At 68.3% G+C, this 13,392-nt stretch carries 14 protein-coding genes and 1 pseudogene; 11 read left to right on the top strand and 4 right to left on the bottom strand.

Going from position 1 to position 13,392, the window contains the following annotated elements; all coding sequences use genetic code 11:
- Positions 1 to 32: 32 nt before the first annotated feature.
- Positions 33 to 935, bottom strand: coding sequence for a LysR family transcriptional regulator (locus tag NBE95_RS21990; protein ID WP_289896779.1), 903 nt, complete (start codon positions 933 to 935; stop codon positions 33 to 35).
- A 110-nt stretch (positions 936 to 1,045) separates the two neighbouring features.
- Here NBE95_RS21990 and NBE95_RS21985 point away from each other — a divergent pair, with 110 nt between their 5' ends.
- The 7 genes from NBE95_RS21985 (at position 1,046) to NBE95_RS21955 (ending at position 7,048) form a co-directional block, all read left to right on the top strand.
- Positions 1,046 to 2,041, top strand: coding sequence for a hydroxyacid dehydrogenase (locus NBE95_RS21985; RefSeq protein WP_289896778.1), 996 nt, complete (start codon positions 1,046 to 1,048; stop codon positions 2,039 to 2,041).
- A 9-nt stretch (positions 2,042 to 2,050) separates the two neighbouring features.
- Positions 2,051 to 2,728 (top strand): RraA family protein, encoded by a 678-nt coding sequence (locus tag NBE95_RS21980; protein ID WP_289896777.1) that lies wholly within the window; start codon positions 2,051 to 2,053, stop codon positions 2,726 to 2,728.
- Positions 2,729 to 2,788: 60 nt separating this feature from the next.
- The gene (locus NBE95_RS21975) at positions 2,789 to 3,745 is read left to right on the top strand and encodes a tripartite tricarboxylate transporter substrate binding protein (protein WP_289896776.1); all 957 of its coding nucleotides are present in this window, start codon (positions 2,789 to 2,791) and stop codon (positions 3,743 to 3,745) included.
- A complete protein-coding gene (locus NBE95_RS21970; RefSeq protein ID WP_289896775.1) occupies positions 3,745 to 4,206 on the top strand; it encodes a tripartite tricarboxylate transporter TctB family protein in 462 nt (153 codons plus the stop codon). Before NBE95_RS21975 ends, NBE95_RS21970 begins: the two co-directional genes overlap by 1 nt.
- A gap of 22 nt (positions 4,207 to 4,228) precedes the next feature.
- Positions 4,229 to 5,737 (top strand): tripartite tricarboxylate transporter permease, encoded by a 1,509-nt coding sequence (locus NBE95_RS21965; RefSeq protein ID WP_289896774.1) that lies wholly within the window; start codon positions 4,229 to 4,231, stop codon positions 5,735 to 5,737.
- Between the two features lie 144 nt (positions 5,738 to 5,881).
- Complete coding sequence (locus NBE95_RS21960; RefSeq protein WP_289896773.1) at positions 5,882 to 6,613, top strand: hypothetical protein; 732 nt, start codon at positions 5,882 to 5,884, stop codon at positions 6,611 to 6,613.
- 141 nt (positions 6,614 to 6,754) lie between these two features.
- Positions 6,755 to 7,048, top strand: coding sequence for a hypothetical protein (locus NBE95_RS21955; protein WP_289896919.1), 294 nt, complete (start codon positions 6,755 to 6,757; stop codon positions 7,046 to 7,048).
- A 279-nt stretch (positions 7,049 to 7,327) separates the two neighbouring features.
- Here the strand turns inward: NBE95_RS21955 and NBE95_RS21950 are convergent, their stop codons facing one another.
- Both NBE95_RS21950 and NBE95_RS21945 read right to left on the bottom strand, forming a co-directional pair.
- Positions 7,328 to 7,546, bottom strand: a complete 219-nt coding sequence (locus tag NBE95_RS21950) for a hypothetical protein (RefSeq protein WP_289896772.1) — start codon at positions 7,544 to 7,546, stop codon at positions 7,328 to 7,330.
- A gap of 399 nt (positions 7,547 to 7,945) precedes the next feature.
- Positions 7,946 to 8,821: a LysR substrate-binding domain-containing protein gene (locus NBE95_RS21945; RefSeq protein ID WP_289896771.1), complete on the bottom strand. Its 876-nt coding sequence runs from the start codon at positions 8,819 to 8,821 to the stop codon at positions 7,946 to 7,948.
- A gap of 124 nt (positions 8,822 to 8,945) precedes the next feature.
- Between NBE95_RS21945 and NBE95_RS21940 the strand changes: the two genes are divergently transcribed.
- From NBE95_RS21940 to hpbD, 3 genes and pseudogenes are all read left to right on the top strand, one after another.
- On the top strand, positions 8,946 to 10,184 hold the full coding sequence (locus NBE95_RS21940; RefSeq protein WP_289896917.1) for an aromatic ring-hydroxylating dioxygenase subunit alpha: 1,239 nt from the start codon (positions 8,946 to 8,948) through the stop codon (positions 10,182 to 10,184).
- A 2-nt stretch (positions 10,185 to 10,186) separates the two neighbouring features.
- Positions 10,187 to 10,429, top strand: a pseudogene (locus NBE95_RS21935) (hybrid-cluster NAD(P)-dependent oxidoreductase); the annotation flags it as partial.
- Positions 10,430 to 10,460: 31 nt separating this feature from the next.
- Positions 10,461 to 11,570: a 4-hydroxyproline betaine 2-epimerase gene (gene hpbD / locus NBE95_RS21930; protein WP_289896916.1), complete on the top strand. Its 1,110-nt coding sequence runs from the start codon at positions 10,461 to 10,463 to the stop codon at positions 11,568 to 11,570.
- 34 nt (positions 11,571 to 11,604) lie between these two features.
- Here hpbD and NBE95_RS21925 read toward each other — a convergent pair whose 3' ends face one another.
- On the bottom strand, positions 11,605 to 12,591 hold the full coding sequence (locus NBE95_RS21925) for a 3-oxoacyl-[acyl-carrier-protein] synthase III C-terminal domain-containing protein (RefSeq protein ID WP_289896915.1): 987 nt from the start codon (positions 12,589 to 12,591) through the stop codon (positions 11,605 to 11,607).
- A 91-nt stretch (positions 12,592 to 12,682) separates the two neighbouring features.
- Here NBE95_RS21925 and NBE95_RS21920 point away from each other — a divergent pair, with 91 nt between their 5' ends.
- On the top strand, positions 12,683 to 13,273 hold the full coding sequence (locus NBE95_RS21920) for a TetR/AcrR family transcriptional regulator (protein ID WP_289896914.1): 591 nt from the start codon (positions 12,683 to 12,685) through the stop codon (positions 13,271 to 13,273).
- The last annotated feature ends 119 nt before the right edge of the window (positions 13,274 to 13,392 follow it).

The raw sequence follows: 13,392 nt of genomic DNA, 5'->3' as shown, positions 1-13,392 counted from the left end.
CCGGCCCGCCCGGCGCCAGAGAGGGGCGGCCGTCAGGGCGCCGCGGCCTGGGCGTCCCGCGCGATGCCGTATTCGCCGCTGACCTCGGCCAGTTTCCCGTGCAGTTTGGCGATCAGGCTGGCGCGCGGGCTGTTCTGGATCTGGATCAGTCCGATGGACCGATGGATCACCGGCTCGCCGAAGGGGATCGCCACCACCGCCTCGCGCGTGTCCAGAAGCGCCACCCGCGGCACCACCGACACCCCCAGGCCATGCGCCACGCAGGCGGTGATCGAGGAGATGGCATCCATCTCGGCGATATCGACCAGCGGCAGGTTCAGCCGGCCCAGCTCGGCCTCGATCAGCCGGGCCAGCGGCACGGCAGAGCGGAAGCGGACATAGGGATGCGACACCAGCATCGTCCGCAGGTCGCTGACCGGCGTGCCGGGCGGGGCGATCAGGAACAGCGGCTCGCGGATGAACGGGCTCCAGCGCAATTCCCGCGCGATGACGCTGTGTTCGGCGATCATCGCCGTGTCCAGCCGCCCGGCGCTGACGTCCTGCATCAGGGAGTCCGAGCTGCCGACATGCAGCTTGATCCGCAGCCCCGGGTGATTCGCCACCAGCCGCGAGATCGCCTGCGGCAACAGCCCGATGGCGCTGGTTCGGACCGATCCGATCGAGAAGGTGCCGATGATCCGCCGCCCCGACACCGCGTCTATGGCGTTTTCGGCCGCCCGGACCAGATCGGCGGCGGCCCTGACCATCTGCTGCCCGGCCGAGGTCAGCATCGGCGGGCGGCTTTGCCGGTTGAACAGGCTGACGCCGATTTCCGATTCAAGGGCTTGAATCTGCTGGCTGACCGCCGAGGGCGTCAGCGCAACCTGCTGCGCCGCCCGCGCGAAGCTGCCGGTTTCGGCGATGGCCAGCAGGGTCTTGAGCTGTCGCGTATCCATATGATTAAGTTTTTCTGAATTTATAAGACAGAATTATCCGCTTTCATTTAGCAAAACAATCCTTATTCGGAAGATCAGTCATCTGACCCATGTCGGATCCGAGGGGGGATATGTCGAAAAACGTTCTGATCACCGGCCCGAGCCTGGCCCCGGCCGCCGAAGCCGTCCTGACCGGCGCCGGCTACCGGCCCGTCTATGTGCCGCCCTATACCGAGGGCGAGGCGCTGCGGCGCTTCTCGGCCGAGAACGACCCGGTCGGGGTGCTGGTGCGGATGGGCCGGCTGGACGAGGCGTTTCTTGCCGCCTCGCCGCGGGTGCGGGTGCTGTCCAAGCACGGGGCCGGCGTCGACAATATCGACATCGCCGCCGCCAGCGCGCGCCGCATCCCGGTCCTGGTCGCCGCGGGCGCCAACGCCGTCTCGGTCGCGGAACATGCCATGGCGCTGTTGTTCGCGGTGGCCAAGAAGATCGTGCCGCTGGACCGCGGCCTGCGCGAGGGGCGCTGGGAAAAGCCGGGTTTCCAGGGCCGGGAACTGGCCGGTTCGACCATGGGGCTGGTGGCCTTCGGCGCCATCGCCCGGCAGACGGCACGCTTCGCCCGCGCCTTCGGCATCGCGGTCTCGGCCTATGATCCCTTCTGCCCGGCCGAGGTCTTCGAGGCCGAGGGCGTCACCCTCATCGACGACCTGGACAGGCTGGTCGCCGGCAGCGACATCGTCAGCCTGCACAGCCCGCTGACGCCCCGGACGCGCCACCTGATCAATGCCGAGCGGCTGGCGCTGATGCGCCCGGACGCGATCATCGTCAACACCGCGCGCGGCGGGCTGATCGACGAGACCGCGCTGCTGGCCGCGCTGCGGGAAAACCGCATCGGCGGCGCCGGCCTGGACACCTTCGCCACCGAGCCGCCGGCGGCGGACCATCCGTTCTGGGCCGACATGCGGCTGGTCCTGACCCCGCATATCGGCGGCGTGACCGCGGCCGCCAACACCCGCGTCGGCATCGAGGCCGCGCAGGGCATCGTCGATTGCCTGGCCGGCCGCGACATCCCGCCCGGCCGCATCGTCAATCATCAGGAACTCGTCCCGGCCGGGGCGAAAGTCTAAGGAGCGCCCATGAGCGTTGGTTTCCGCATTCTCAACCGCGACCGTGCCGTTCCGGCGGATCTGGTCGCCCGCTTCGCCCGGCTTCCGGTCGCCAATGTCAGCGACAGCATGCACCGCATGACCGCGGGCGGCGACCGGCTGCGCAAGATGCACCGCGACGGCGTGCTGGCGGGCGTGGCGGTGACGGTCAAGACCCGGCCCGGCGACAACCTGATGCTGCACAAGGCCATCGACCTGGCGCAGCCGGGCGACGTGATCGTGGTCGATGCCGGGGGCGAGCTGACCAATGCGCTGATGGGCGAGCTGATGCTGGCCTATGCGATCCGGCGCGGCGTGGCGGGCTTCGTGCTGAACGGCGCGATCCGCGACGCGGACCAGTTCCTTGCCATGAACCTGCCGGTCTTTGCCGCCGGCATCACCCATCGCGGCCCCTACAAGGACGGCCCGGGCGAGATCAACGTGCCCATCGCCATCGACGGCATGGTGATCCATCCGGGCGATCTGGTGCTGGGCGACAGCGACGGCGTGCTGGCGGTGCCCCGCGCGGTGGCGCAGGAGGTCTATGAGAAGACCGTCGCCAAGCAGGATGCCGAGGTGAAGCAGATGGCCGCCATCGAGGCGGGCACGAACGATCGCTCCTGGGTCGATGCGGCCCTGAAGCGGCTTGGATGCGAGTTTCCGGCCTGAGTCCGGCATGACTTGGGCCACGGATGGGACCGTGGCCCGCTTTCTGGGAGGATAGATCAGATGAAAGCCCTTATTTCGCTGCCCCTGGCGGCGGCCCTGACCGCAGGCATGGCCAGCGCCGCGCTGGCGGACTGGCCGACCGACCGCCCGATCGAGATGATCGTGGCCTTCGCCCCCGGCGGCGGCACCGACATCATGCTGCGCACCCTGGCGCCCTTTCTCGAGACCGAGCTGGACACCCAGTTCCCGGTGCTGAACCGCCCCGGCGCCTCGGGCGAGATCGCCTATACCGCGCTGTCGCAGGCCCGGCCGGACGGCCATACCGTGTCGTCGCTGAACACGCCGGGCTTCCTGACCATGCGCATCGACCGCAAGCTGCGTTTCGACCCGGCCGAGATCTGCCCGATCGCCCGCATCGTCGAGGATCCGGGCACCTTCATCGTCCAGCCGGATTCGAAATTCCAGTCGCTGGAGGATGTCGTGGCCTTCGCCAAGGAACATCCCGGCGCCGTCTCGGTGGCGACCACCGGCATGGGCACGGACGAGCATCTGGCGATGCTGCAACTGGAACAGGCGGCCGGCATCGACCTGACCGCGGTGCCCTTCGGCGGCGCGAACGAGGCCAAGACCGCGCTGCTGGGCGGCCATGTCACCATGATCGGCCTGAATGTCGGCGAATATGCCACCAGCGACCAGGATTCCTTCCGGGCGCTGGCGCAGTTCTCGGAAGAACGCTCGACCCTGGCGCCCGACCTGCCGACGGCGAAAGAGCTGGGCTATGACGTGATCATGTCCTCGGAACGCGGCCTTGCCGCCCGCTGCGATGTCCCCGAGGAGATCCGCGCCCGCCTGTCCGAAGCCGTCGATGCCGCCATCGCCGATCCCGCATTCCAGGAAAAGGCCAAGCAGCAGGGCATCCCGCTGTCCTATCAGTCGGGCGCCGACTGGTCCGCGGCCATGCCGGCGCGGCTGGAGCGCTACACCCAGATCTTCCAACTGATCAAGCAGGAGCAGTGATGGCTGGCCCGAGCGTGCCCGACAAGGGCGACAAGCCCGACCTGCTGACGGCGGCGATCTTCGTCGGTCTCGGCGCGCTCGGGCTGGTCATGGGCTGGGGGCTCGACCCCGGCTCGCTGGCGCAGATGGGGCCGGGCTTCCTGCCCCGCGTCGTCTGTATCCTGCTGATCGCCGTGGGGCTTGGGGTGGGCATCCCGGCGCTGCGCCGCCCGGCCCAGGCCATCGAATCCGTCAGGCTGCGCCCGGTGCTGGTCATCACCTTGGCCATCGTCGTCTTCGCCTATGCGGCGACGCATCTGGGCTTCGTGCTGGCCTCGCTGTGGCTGATCGTCGCCGGCTCGCTGGCCGATCCGGGCGGCAAGTGGACCCACACGCTGCTGCTTGCGGTGGGGCTGACCGTTTTCGGCGCGCTGGTCTTCGTCTATGGCCTGGGCGTCCAGGTGCCGCTGTGGCCCGTCTGACGGGCGTCCTGGGGAGGATCCAATGAGCTTTATCGACCTGCTTATGCTGGGCTTCAGCGAGGCGATGACCCTGCAGAACCTCAGCTTCTGCCTGCTGGGGGCGCTGCTGGGCACGCTGATCGGCGTGCTGCCGGGCATCGGCCCGACCGCGACCATCGCCGTCTTGCTGCCCATCACCTTCTTCCTGCCGCCGCTGGCCGGGATCATCATGCTGGCCGGCATCTATTACGGCGCGCAATATGGCGGCACGACCACCGCGGTGCTGGTGAACCTGCCGGGCGAGGCGTCAAGCGTCGTCACCACGCTGGACGGCTATCAGATGGCCCAGCAGGGCCGCGCCGGGGCGGCGCTGGCGGTCGCGGCGCTGGGGTCGTTCTTCGCCGGCACGGTGGCGACCTTTGCCATCGCCGTGGCCGGGCCGACGCTCTCCAGCTTCGCGCTGTCCTTCGGGCCGGCGGAATATGTCTCGCTGATGGTCTTCGGCCTGCTGGCGGCGACGATCCTGGCCAGCGGCCCGGTCCTGAAGGCGATCGGCATGATCCTGATCGGGCTGCTCTTGGGCATGGTCGGCACCGACCAGTCCACCGGCCAGGACCGGCTGACCTTCGGCGCCATCGAACTGTTCGACGGCATCGACTTCATCGTCATCGCCATCGGCCTGTTCGGCTTTTCCGAGATCATCGCCAACCTCGAACGCTCGGGGTCCGAGGGCGTGACCCTGGCGCCGATCAGCCGGCTGTGGCCCACGCGCGAGGATTTCCGCCGATCCTGGGCCGCGGTGCTGCGCGGCACCGGCGTCGGCACCTTCCTGGGCCTGCTGCCGGGCGGCGGCGCGACGCTGGCGTCCTTCAGCGCCTATTCCTTCGAAAAGAAGATGTCGAAGCGCCCGCAGGATTTCGGCACCGGCGTGGTCGAGGGCGTGGCCGCCCCCGAGGCCGCCAACAACGCCGCCGCGCAAAGCTCGTTCATTCCGCTGCTGACGCTGGGCATCCCGTCGAACAACATGATGGCGATGATGCTGTCGGCCTTCATGATCCACGGCATCACCCCGGGGCCCACCGTGCTGGCCAACCAGCCCGAGATCTTCTGGGGCCTGGTCGCCAGCATGTGGATCGGCAATGCGCTGCTGGTCATCATCAACCTGCCGATGATCGGGCTGTGGGTGAAGCTGCTGACCGTGCCCTATCGGCTGCTCTATCCGGCGATCCTGCTGTTTTGCTGCATCGGCGTCTATTCGATTAACAACCGCATCTTCGACGTGATGCTGGCGGGGGGCTTCGGTCTGGTGGGCTACATCTTCCGCAAGGCGAAATGCGAACCGGGGCCGCTGCTGCTGGGCTTCGTGCTGGGTCCGCTGCTGGAATCGAACCTGCGCCGGACGCTGCTGATCGAGCAGGGCGACCCGTCGATCTTCGTCGAACGCCCGATCAGCCTGACCATGCTGATCGCCACGGTGGTGCTGCTGGCGCTGATGATCTTCCCCGCCTTCCGCAAGTCCCGCGAAGAGGCGTTCCAGGAAGAGGAGGGCTGAGCGACGCCGTGACCAAGTGCCCCGGCACATCGTCCGGCCGCGCGTCATGGCCGACCTGACCCGTCATTGACGTTCCCGTGACAGTCCAGAACCAGTGTTCCGACCGGAGCGTTAGCCTGTCAGACAGTTGATGGAGATGACGAGATGTTTGCGAAACGGATGATGACCGCGGCGCTTCTGACCGCGGGGATAAGCGGCCATGTTCTGGCCCAGACCACGGAAATGGTGACCGGCAACGGTCAGACCGCCGTGGTGCCCGAGGCGGCGACGGAATCGAAAGGCGTCTCCCCGGTCGCCACGCAGGTGGAGTCGGCATATCCGGCCTTCAACCAGCAAATGAACAACGACACCATCGCGAGCACGCTGCTGGCGCAGGGCTTCAAGGATATCCACATCCTACGCGAGGGTTCGTTGATGACGATCACCGCGACCCGGGACAACAACGACGTCAATCTGGTCTACAATCTTGTCGAAGGCCGGCTGATCGAGCTTAACGGCGAGCGTGTGCTGAGCGAGGCGGAACGGGCGCTGGACAGCTCCAACGGCGGGGCTTCGCCCGCCGCGACCGAGGACGGGACGGGCGACGACGGGGCCACCGGCGGTGATACCGGCAGCGGTGATACCGGCAGCGGCGATACGGGCGGCGATACCGGCAGCGACCCCGGCTCGGACAGCGGCGATGACGGAAGCACGGATGGCGGAACGACCGGCGGCGATACCGATGGGGGAACGACCGGCGGCGATACCGGCAGCGGCGATACGGGAAGCGGCGACGCTGGCAGCGATTCCGGCAGCTCGGGTTCCGATAGCGGTTCTGATTCCGGCAGCGGTTCTGATTCCGGCGGCGGTTCGGAGAGCGACGGCAGCAACGGCTGATTGCGCTGTTCGGACCGCGACGACAGGCCAAGGCAGGCCGGCGCGGGGCCAAGCGGCGCTCGGCCCTGCGCCGGCCCCGGGGTTGATTTTGTTCTCGTTATGTTCTAGATTCGAGGCATGGACAGCTACCGGAGGCCCGATATGGAATCCACCAGCTTCGCGCTGCCTGCCACGCCGCGCCAGATCGCCTATGCCCGTTCCCTGGCAGTCAGGAACCACGCGCTTCTGCCATGGGAAGCGTTGCAGGACAGGCGGGCGCTCAGCGCCTGGATCGACGCCCAGGCCAGGATGACGCCGTCGATGTCGGACAGCCTGCCGACCTCGAAACAGGTGGCTTTCGCCGAGCGGTTGGCCCGCATCAAGCGCCGCGCGGTTCCGGACGAGTGTTTCCGGGACCGGCAATTGCTCTCGCGCTGGATCGACTGCAACCGGTAAGGCCGCGCGGGATGCGCCCCGCCGCGCAGCGGTTCGGCCAGCAGAGCGAAACACGGAATGCCTGACACGGGTTTGCGACGGCGCTGGGGCCGCTCGCCGGCGGCGGGAACGCCGTTCCTGCGGCCGGCGCCAGGCTTGACCGGGGCGGCCGCCGACCATTTTCAGAATCCCAGGCGGTCTGTCGGGGTCGCGCGGACTGCGGCCAGGGGAAGAAACAAGGCCCCGGCAAGCGCCGGGGCCTTGGAATGCGGCGTCGGAAGATCCGGCGGGCCGCTCAGTTCAGCGGCAGTTGCCGGTGACCGCGCAAGAGCCGCCGCCTGCCAGGGCGCCGATCAGCGCACCCTTGGTTTTCGAGCCGCCGGTCGCGTCGGCGACGACAGCACCCGCCGCCGCACCGCCCACGGTCCGAACCGCGGCGCTGTTCATCGATTGCTCATAGCCGGCGCAACCGGCCAGGGTGACGGTCGCAAAGAGGAGTGCTGCAGTGAACTTGCGCATGATCTGTGCCTCATGTTCGTTTCGATTGTGCCGGTGCTCTTACACGCGAGACCCGGAAAGGGCCATGCGCAAAGCGCCATGGTCCGGAGCGGGTCGCCCCATCGACGCAGTCGTGGAAAGAAACCGCCGACATGACGCAGCCTGCGGCGACGGACCCCACCGTGGCGGGGCCCACCGGGACGGCCCCACCGTGGCGGGTCCGGCGCCGGATGAGCGCGCGACCGGCTTCCAGAAACGCCGCGGCACGCGCCGCCGCCGGACCCCTTCCGGCGCCAGAAAGCCGCGGCGCAGGCATTGGCGGCGCCGGACCATGCTGCGCCTTGCGGAGCTGATCGCCGGCGCCTGCCGACGGGGCCGGGAAGCCGTCGCGCTGCCCCGGCCCCGGCTGGCCCGGCCGGCTCAGCCGCCCACCAGCCAGTCCGCGAACAGCCGGGCCTTTGCAGAGGCGCGGGGATGGGTGGTCAGATAGAAGCCGGCGGGGGAAGGGATGCTTTCCGGCACCAGCCGGACCAGCCCGCCCTGGTCCAGCAGATGGCCAAGAAGCCCGCCCCAACCCAGCACCGCGCCGACATCGTCCTGGGCCGCCTGCAGCGCGATCATGTGGTTGTTCACATGCAGGCTGCGCCCCCTGGGCACCGGAAGCTCCAGCGCGGCGAACCATTCCGTCCAGCCGGTCCAGTCGTTGTCCTCGCTGCGCATATGGATCAGCGGCGCCGACAGCAGATCGGCGGCGCTGCGAATGCCATGCTCCTGCCGGAAACGTTCGGTCCCCAAGGCCAGGATGCGGTCGTGAAACAGCGGCCGCCATTCCTCGCCATTGTCCTGGGGAATGGCATAGCGGATGCACAGATCGTGCCGTCCGGCCGAGCCCGGCACATCGCTGACGATCTGCGAGACGGTGACGCCGGGATGGTGTCTCCAGAACGCGCCGATCTTGGGGGTCAGCCACAGCGCGCTGACCGCGGTCGAGGCGCGGATGGTGACATCGACCGTCTCGGGGCGTTCGCGCAGCTGGCCGACCGTGTCCGAGATCGTCTCGAAGCCGCGCTGCAGGGCGACCAGCAGGAAGGCGCCCTTCTCGGTCAGCTCCACCCCGCGATGCCGGCGGATGAACAGCGCGCAGCCCAGATCCCGCTCCAGCGCCTTGATCTGGTGGCTGATCGCGGCGGGGGTCACGTTCATCTCGCGCGCGGCCGTCTTGAAGCCGCCGGTGCGGGCCGCGGCCTCGAAGCAGATCAGCGCGGTCATCGACGAGAAATCATAGCGATTGCGCATCAGATGCCCCAGCCGTTCTTCAGATTAGCTGATCTAAGCCAGGGTGAATTTTTATGCCGTTGTCAAGATGCCGCATGCTGCCGATTGTCGCAGACAGGATTCACCCCATCGCATGGAAGCCCGCATGTCCGCCACCCACCCGAATCTGCATGACCTGCTTGCGCGCCGCGTCCCCGGACAGGCGCTGGAGCAGCCCTTCTACACCGCGCCCGAGATCTACCAGCAAGACCTGGAGCAGATCTTTTACCGGGAATGGCTCTATGCCATCCCGGCCTGCCAGCTGGCGAAGGCCGGCAGCTATGCGACGCTGCGGGTCGGCGCCTACAACATCGTCATCGTCAAGGGCCGCGACGGCGAGATCCGCGCCTTTCACAATTCCTGCCGGCATCGCGGCTCGATCGTCTGCAAGGCGCGCGAGGGCCAGGTGGCCAAGCTGGTCTGTCCCTATCACCAATGGACCTACGACCTGGACGGCAAGCTGATCTGGGCCAACAGCATGGGCCCGGATTTCGACCCGACGCAGCACGGGCTGCGCGGCGTGGCGCTGCGCAATCTCAACGGGTTGATCTATGTCTGCCTGGCCGACAACCCGCCGGATTTCGAGGATTTCGCCCGCCAGGCCGAGCCCTATCTGGCGGTCCATGACCTGAGCGACGCCAAGGTCGCCCATACCTCCTCGATCATCGAGAAGGGCAATTGGAAGCTGGTCTGGGAAAACAACCGCGAATGCTATCATTGCAGCGGCAACCACCCGGCGCTGTGCCGCTCGTTCCCGCTGGACCCCGAGGTGGCGGGCGTGTCGGCCGACGGCTCGATCTCGGCCCGGCTGCAGGCGCATTTCGACGCCTGCGCGGCGGCCGGCGCCCCGGCGCAGTTCCGGCTGGGCGGCGATGGCCAGTTCCGGCTGGCGCGGATGCCGCTGCAGGAAACCGCGGTCAGCTATACGATGGACGGCAAGGCGGCGGTGGCGCGGCCCCTGGGTCGCGTCGCCAAGCCCGATGCCGGCTCGCTGCTGGTGTTCCATTATCCCTCGACCTGGAACCATTTCCTGCCCGACCATGCGCTGACCTTCCGCGTCACCCCGATCAGCCCGACCGAGACCGAGGTGACGACCACCTGGCTGGTGCACAAGGATGCGGTCGAGGGCGTGGATTACGACCTGAAGCGGCTGACCGAGGTCTGGATCGCCACCAATGACGAGGATCGCGAGATCGTCGAGACCAACCAGGAAGGCATCTTCTCGCCCGCCTATGTGCCCGGCCCCTATTCGCCGGACTGGGAAAGCGGCGTGATCCAGTTCATCGACTGGTATGCCGCATGGATGGAGCGCGCCACCGCCCCCGCCCGCATGGCGGCCGAGTGACGATGAACCCGCCTGCCAGGCCCCGGCTGGCCTTCCGGACCGATGCCGAGGCGCTGGAATGCGCCTCGTGCCTGCCGGAGGCGCCGGATGTGAAGACCTTCTGCTTCCGCAGCCGGTCCGGCGCGCTGTTCAGCCATGAGCCGGGGCAGATCCTGACGCTGGAGCTGCCCCGGCCCGGCGGGACGGCGCATCGCACCTCTGCGATCTCGTCCTCGCCGTCGCGGCCGACCGCGCTGACGGTGACGCCGATCGCCAATCACAAGACAGGGACAGCCCATGAAGATCGCCGAAATCCACATCCACGCCCAAGACCTGCCGGTCAAAGACGGTCCCTATACCATCGCCAGCTCGACGGTCTGGTCGCTGTCGAGCACGCTGGTCAAGATCGTCGCCGATAACGGTCTGGTCGGCTGGGGCGAGACCTGCCCGGTCGGCCCGACCTATGCGCCCAGCCACGCGGCCGGCGCCCGCGCCGCGCTGGCCGAGATGGCGCCGGGCCTGATCGGCGCGAACCCGCTGCAACCGCTGCTGCTGCGCCGCCGGATGGACGGGCTGCTTTGCGGCCACAACTACGCCAAGGCGGCCGTCGACATCGCCGCCCATGACCTGATGGGCAAGCATTACGGCATCCGCGTCGCCGAGCTGCTGGGCGGCGTCGCGGCCGAGCGCGTGCCCTCCTATTACGCCACCGGCATCGGCGAGCCGGACGAGATCGCCCGCATCGCCGCCGAGAAGGTGGCCGAGGGCTTTCCGCGCCTGCAGATCAAGATCGGCGGCCGCCCGGTCGAACGCGACATCGAAACCGTGCGCAAGGTCTGGGAGCGCATCCGCGGCACCGGCACCCGGCTGGCGGTGGACGGCAACCGCAGCCTGCCCACCCGCGATGTGCTGCGGCTCAGCCGCGAATGTCCCGAGATCCCCTTCGTGCTGGAACAGCCCTGCAACACGCTGGAGGAGATCGCCGCCATCCGGGGCCGGGTGCAGCACGGCATCTATCTGGACGAGAACGGCGAGGACCTGTCCACGGTGATCCGCGCCGCCGGCCAGGGGCTTTGCGAGGGGTTCGGCATGAAGCTGACCCGCATCGGCGGCTTGCCGGCCATGGCGACGTTCCGCGACATCTGCGAGGCGCGCGCCCTGCCCCATACCTGCGACGATGCCTGGGGCGGCGACATCATCGCCGCCGCCTGCACCCATATCGGCGCCACCATCCAGCCGCGGCTGAACGAGGGCGTCTGGGTGGCCCAGCCCTATATCGCGCAGAATTACGACGAGGAGAACGGCATCCGCATCACGGGCGGCCATATCGACCTGCCCAAGGGCCCGGGCCTTGGCATCGTCCCCGACGAAAGCCGCATCGGCCCGGCCGTGGCCTCGTATTCCTAGCGGGTTCGCTTCAGAAAGACGCTGCAGCCCCGCATCAGAACCGCACCAGCGTGCCGCCAAGCGAGATCCCGGCGGAAGTCCCCATCAGCAGCGCGGTGTCCCCGCGCCCCAGCCGCCGGGTGCGCACCGCATGATCCAGCGCCGTGGGGATCGAGGCGGCAAGCTGGTTGCCGGCACGAGAAAAGATGTCCACCACCCGCTCGGGTGGCAGCCACAGGTTGCGGGTCGCGTGCTGCAGGGCCTGCGCGCTGGCCTGATGCGGAATGACGCAGCCGATGCCGTTCAGCCCGACATCGGCCTTTTTCAGCAGCCTTTGCAGAAAGCGCGGCAGGTAGCGCGAGGCGAGCTTGAAGGCCTTGCATCCTTCCATGTGGAAACGGCCCTCGCCCGGCGCGATGCCGCGGATCGGATCGTTCCGCGCGTCTCCGGCCGCCCGCATGCCGGTTTCATGGCCATGGGCATAGGTCTGGAAATCATGCGCCAGCACCGCGCCCCGTCCCCCCGCCTCGACCACCACCGCCGCGGCGCCGTCGCCGTAGATCGCCGCCGCCTCGGGCCGGTTCCAGTCCAGCCCGACCGAGGCCGTGTCCGAGGAAAACACCAGAACCCGCCGCACCCGGCCGCATTGGACATGCGTCGCCGCAAGGTCCAGCGCCTGCAGGAAGCCCAGGCAGGTGGCATTCACGTCGAAGGCCGGAATGCCGGACCCGGCCAGCCCCAGCCGTTCCTGCACCAGCGCCGCGGTCGGGGGCCCCGGCTGGCCCGACACCCCGCAGGCGCCCAGGATCATGTCCAGATCCGCCGGCTTGCAGCCCGCCATCTCCATCGCCCGCCGCGCCGCCTCGGCGCCCATGAACGCGGTCGTCTCGTCCGGCATGGCGACATGGCGGGCGGCGATGCCGCAACGGGCTTCGCATTCGCCCCGCTCCCAGCCCATGCGGTCGTCGATATCGGTCGAAAGCAGGACCGTCGCGGGCAGGTAACTGCCGGTCCCGGTAATCGTGAGGTTGATCTGAGGCATCTTCGGGCACCATTAATGAACAATGTTCACTAACGTTGACAACCGCGCCGATTTCTGTCAAGTCTATTTTTGAACACAGTTCAGGAACATCATGGCCAGACCCAGGCAATACGATCATGACGCCCTGCGCAGCCGTACGATCGAAGCGGCCAAGCTGCTTCTGGAGGAGGGCGGGCCGACGGCGCTGACCGCCCGCGCCCTGGCAAGCGCGGTCAAGACCACCCCCGGCACCATCTACAACCTGTTCGACAGCATGAGCGCCGTGCTGCAGGAGGTGAACCGGCAGGCGCTGGTCGATCTGGCCATTGCCGTGGATGCGGTGCACGAGACCGATCCGCGCGCGCGGCTGCTGGCGCTGGCCGAGGTCTATGTGACCTTCATGCTGGATCGCCGCGCGGTCTGGCGCGCGCTGTTCGAGGGGCCGCGCCTGTCGAACAGTTTTCCCGACTGGTATCTGGCGCAGATCGACGGGCTGATCGGCCGCATCACCCAGCCGGTGGCGGCGCTGCGGCCCAAGGGCGACCCGCGCCTGCTGGCCGAACAACTGCTGCTTTCGGTGCATGGCATCGTGGCGCTGGCGGCCATCGACCGGCTGGACCTGATCACCCGGCAAAAGCCCATGGTCCTGGCGCATGCGGCGGTCGAGCGCATGATCGCCGCCATCCGCGCCGGGGCCGAGTGACGCCCCGGGGCCGCGGCACCGGCGATGCCGGGCTCGGCCCGCTGCGGACGGGCATTGGCGGTCTGGCAGGCCGGCCTTTGGCCGGCGGTCCCGCCTCAGCCCAACCCGGCCGAAGCGGG

It is taken from the genome of Paracoccus sp. TOH (assembly GCF_030388245.1).
GTDB lineage: Bacteria > Pseudomonadota > Alphaproteobacteria > Rhodobacterales > Rhodobacteraceae > Paracoccus > Paracoccus simplex.
The sequence above is the reverse complement of the archived record's forward strand: the minus strand, read 5'-3'. Positions and strand labels throughout refer to the sequence as shown.

What these genes read in the sequence shown, in the direction of transcription:
- NBE95_RS21990 (WP_289896779.1), bottom strand. Translation starts at nt 935, where the DNA reads ATGGATACGCGACAGCTCAAGACCCTGCTGGCCATCGCCGAAACCGGC.
- NBE95_RS21985 (WP_289896778.1), top strand. Translation starts at nt 1,046, where the DNA reads ATGTCGAAAAACGTTCTGATCACCGGCCCGAGCCTGGCCCCGGCCGCC.
- NBE95_RS21980 (WP_289896777.1), top strand. Translation starts at nt 2,051, where the DNA reads ATGAGCGTTGGTTTCCGCATTCTCAACCGCGACCGTGCCGTTCCGGCG.
- NBE95_RS21975 (WP_289896776.1), top strand. Translation starts at nt 2,789, where the DNA reads ATGAAAGCCCTTATTTCGCTGCCCCTGGCGGCGGCCCTGACCGCAGGC.
- NBE95_RS21970 (WP_289896775.1), top strand. Translation starts at nt 3,745, where the DNA reads ATGGCTGGCCCGAGCGTGCCCGACAAGGGCGACAAGCCCGACCTGCTG.
- NBE95_RS21965 (WP_289896774.1), top strand. Translation starts at nt 4,229, where the DNA reads ATGAGCTTTATCGACCTGCTTATGCTGGGCTTCAGCGAGGCGATGACC.
- NBE95_RS21960 (WP_289896773.1), top strand. Translation starts at nt 5,882, where the DNA reads ATGTTTGCGAAACGGATGATGACCGCGGCGCTTCTGACCGCGGGGATA.
- NBE95_RS21955 (WP_289896919.1), top strand. Translation starts at nt 6,755, where the DNA reads ATGGAATCCACCAGCTTCGCGCTGCCTGCCACGCCGCGCCAGATCGCC.
- NBE95_RS21950 (WP_289896772.1), bottom strand. Translation starts at nt 7,546, where the DNA reads ATGCGCAAGTTCACTGCAGCACTCCTCTTTGCGACCGTCACCCTGGCC.
- NBE95_RS21945 (WP_289896771.1), bottom strand. Translation starts at nt 8,821, where the DNA reads ATGCGCAATCGCTATGATTTCTCGTCGATGACCGCGCTGATCTGCTTC.
- NBE95_RS21940 (WP_289896917.1), top strand. Translation starts at nt 8,946, where the DNA reads ATGTCCGCCACCCACCCGAATCTGCATGACCTGCTTGCGCGCCGCGTC.
- hpbD (WP_289896916.1), top strand. Translation starts at nt 10,461, where the DNA reads ATGAAGATCGCCGAAATCCACATCCACGCCCAAGACCTGCCGGTCAAA.
- NBE95_RS21925 (WP_289896915.1), bottom strand. Translation starts at nt 12,591, where the DNA reads ATGCCTCAGATCAACCTCACGATTACCGGGACCGGCAGTTACCTGCCC.
- NBE95_RS21920 (WP_289896914.1), top strand. Translation starts at nt 12,683, where the DNA reads ATGGCCAGACCCAGGCAATACGATCATGACGCCCTGCGCAGCCGTACG.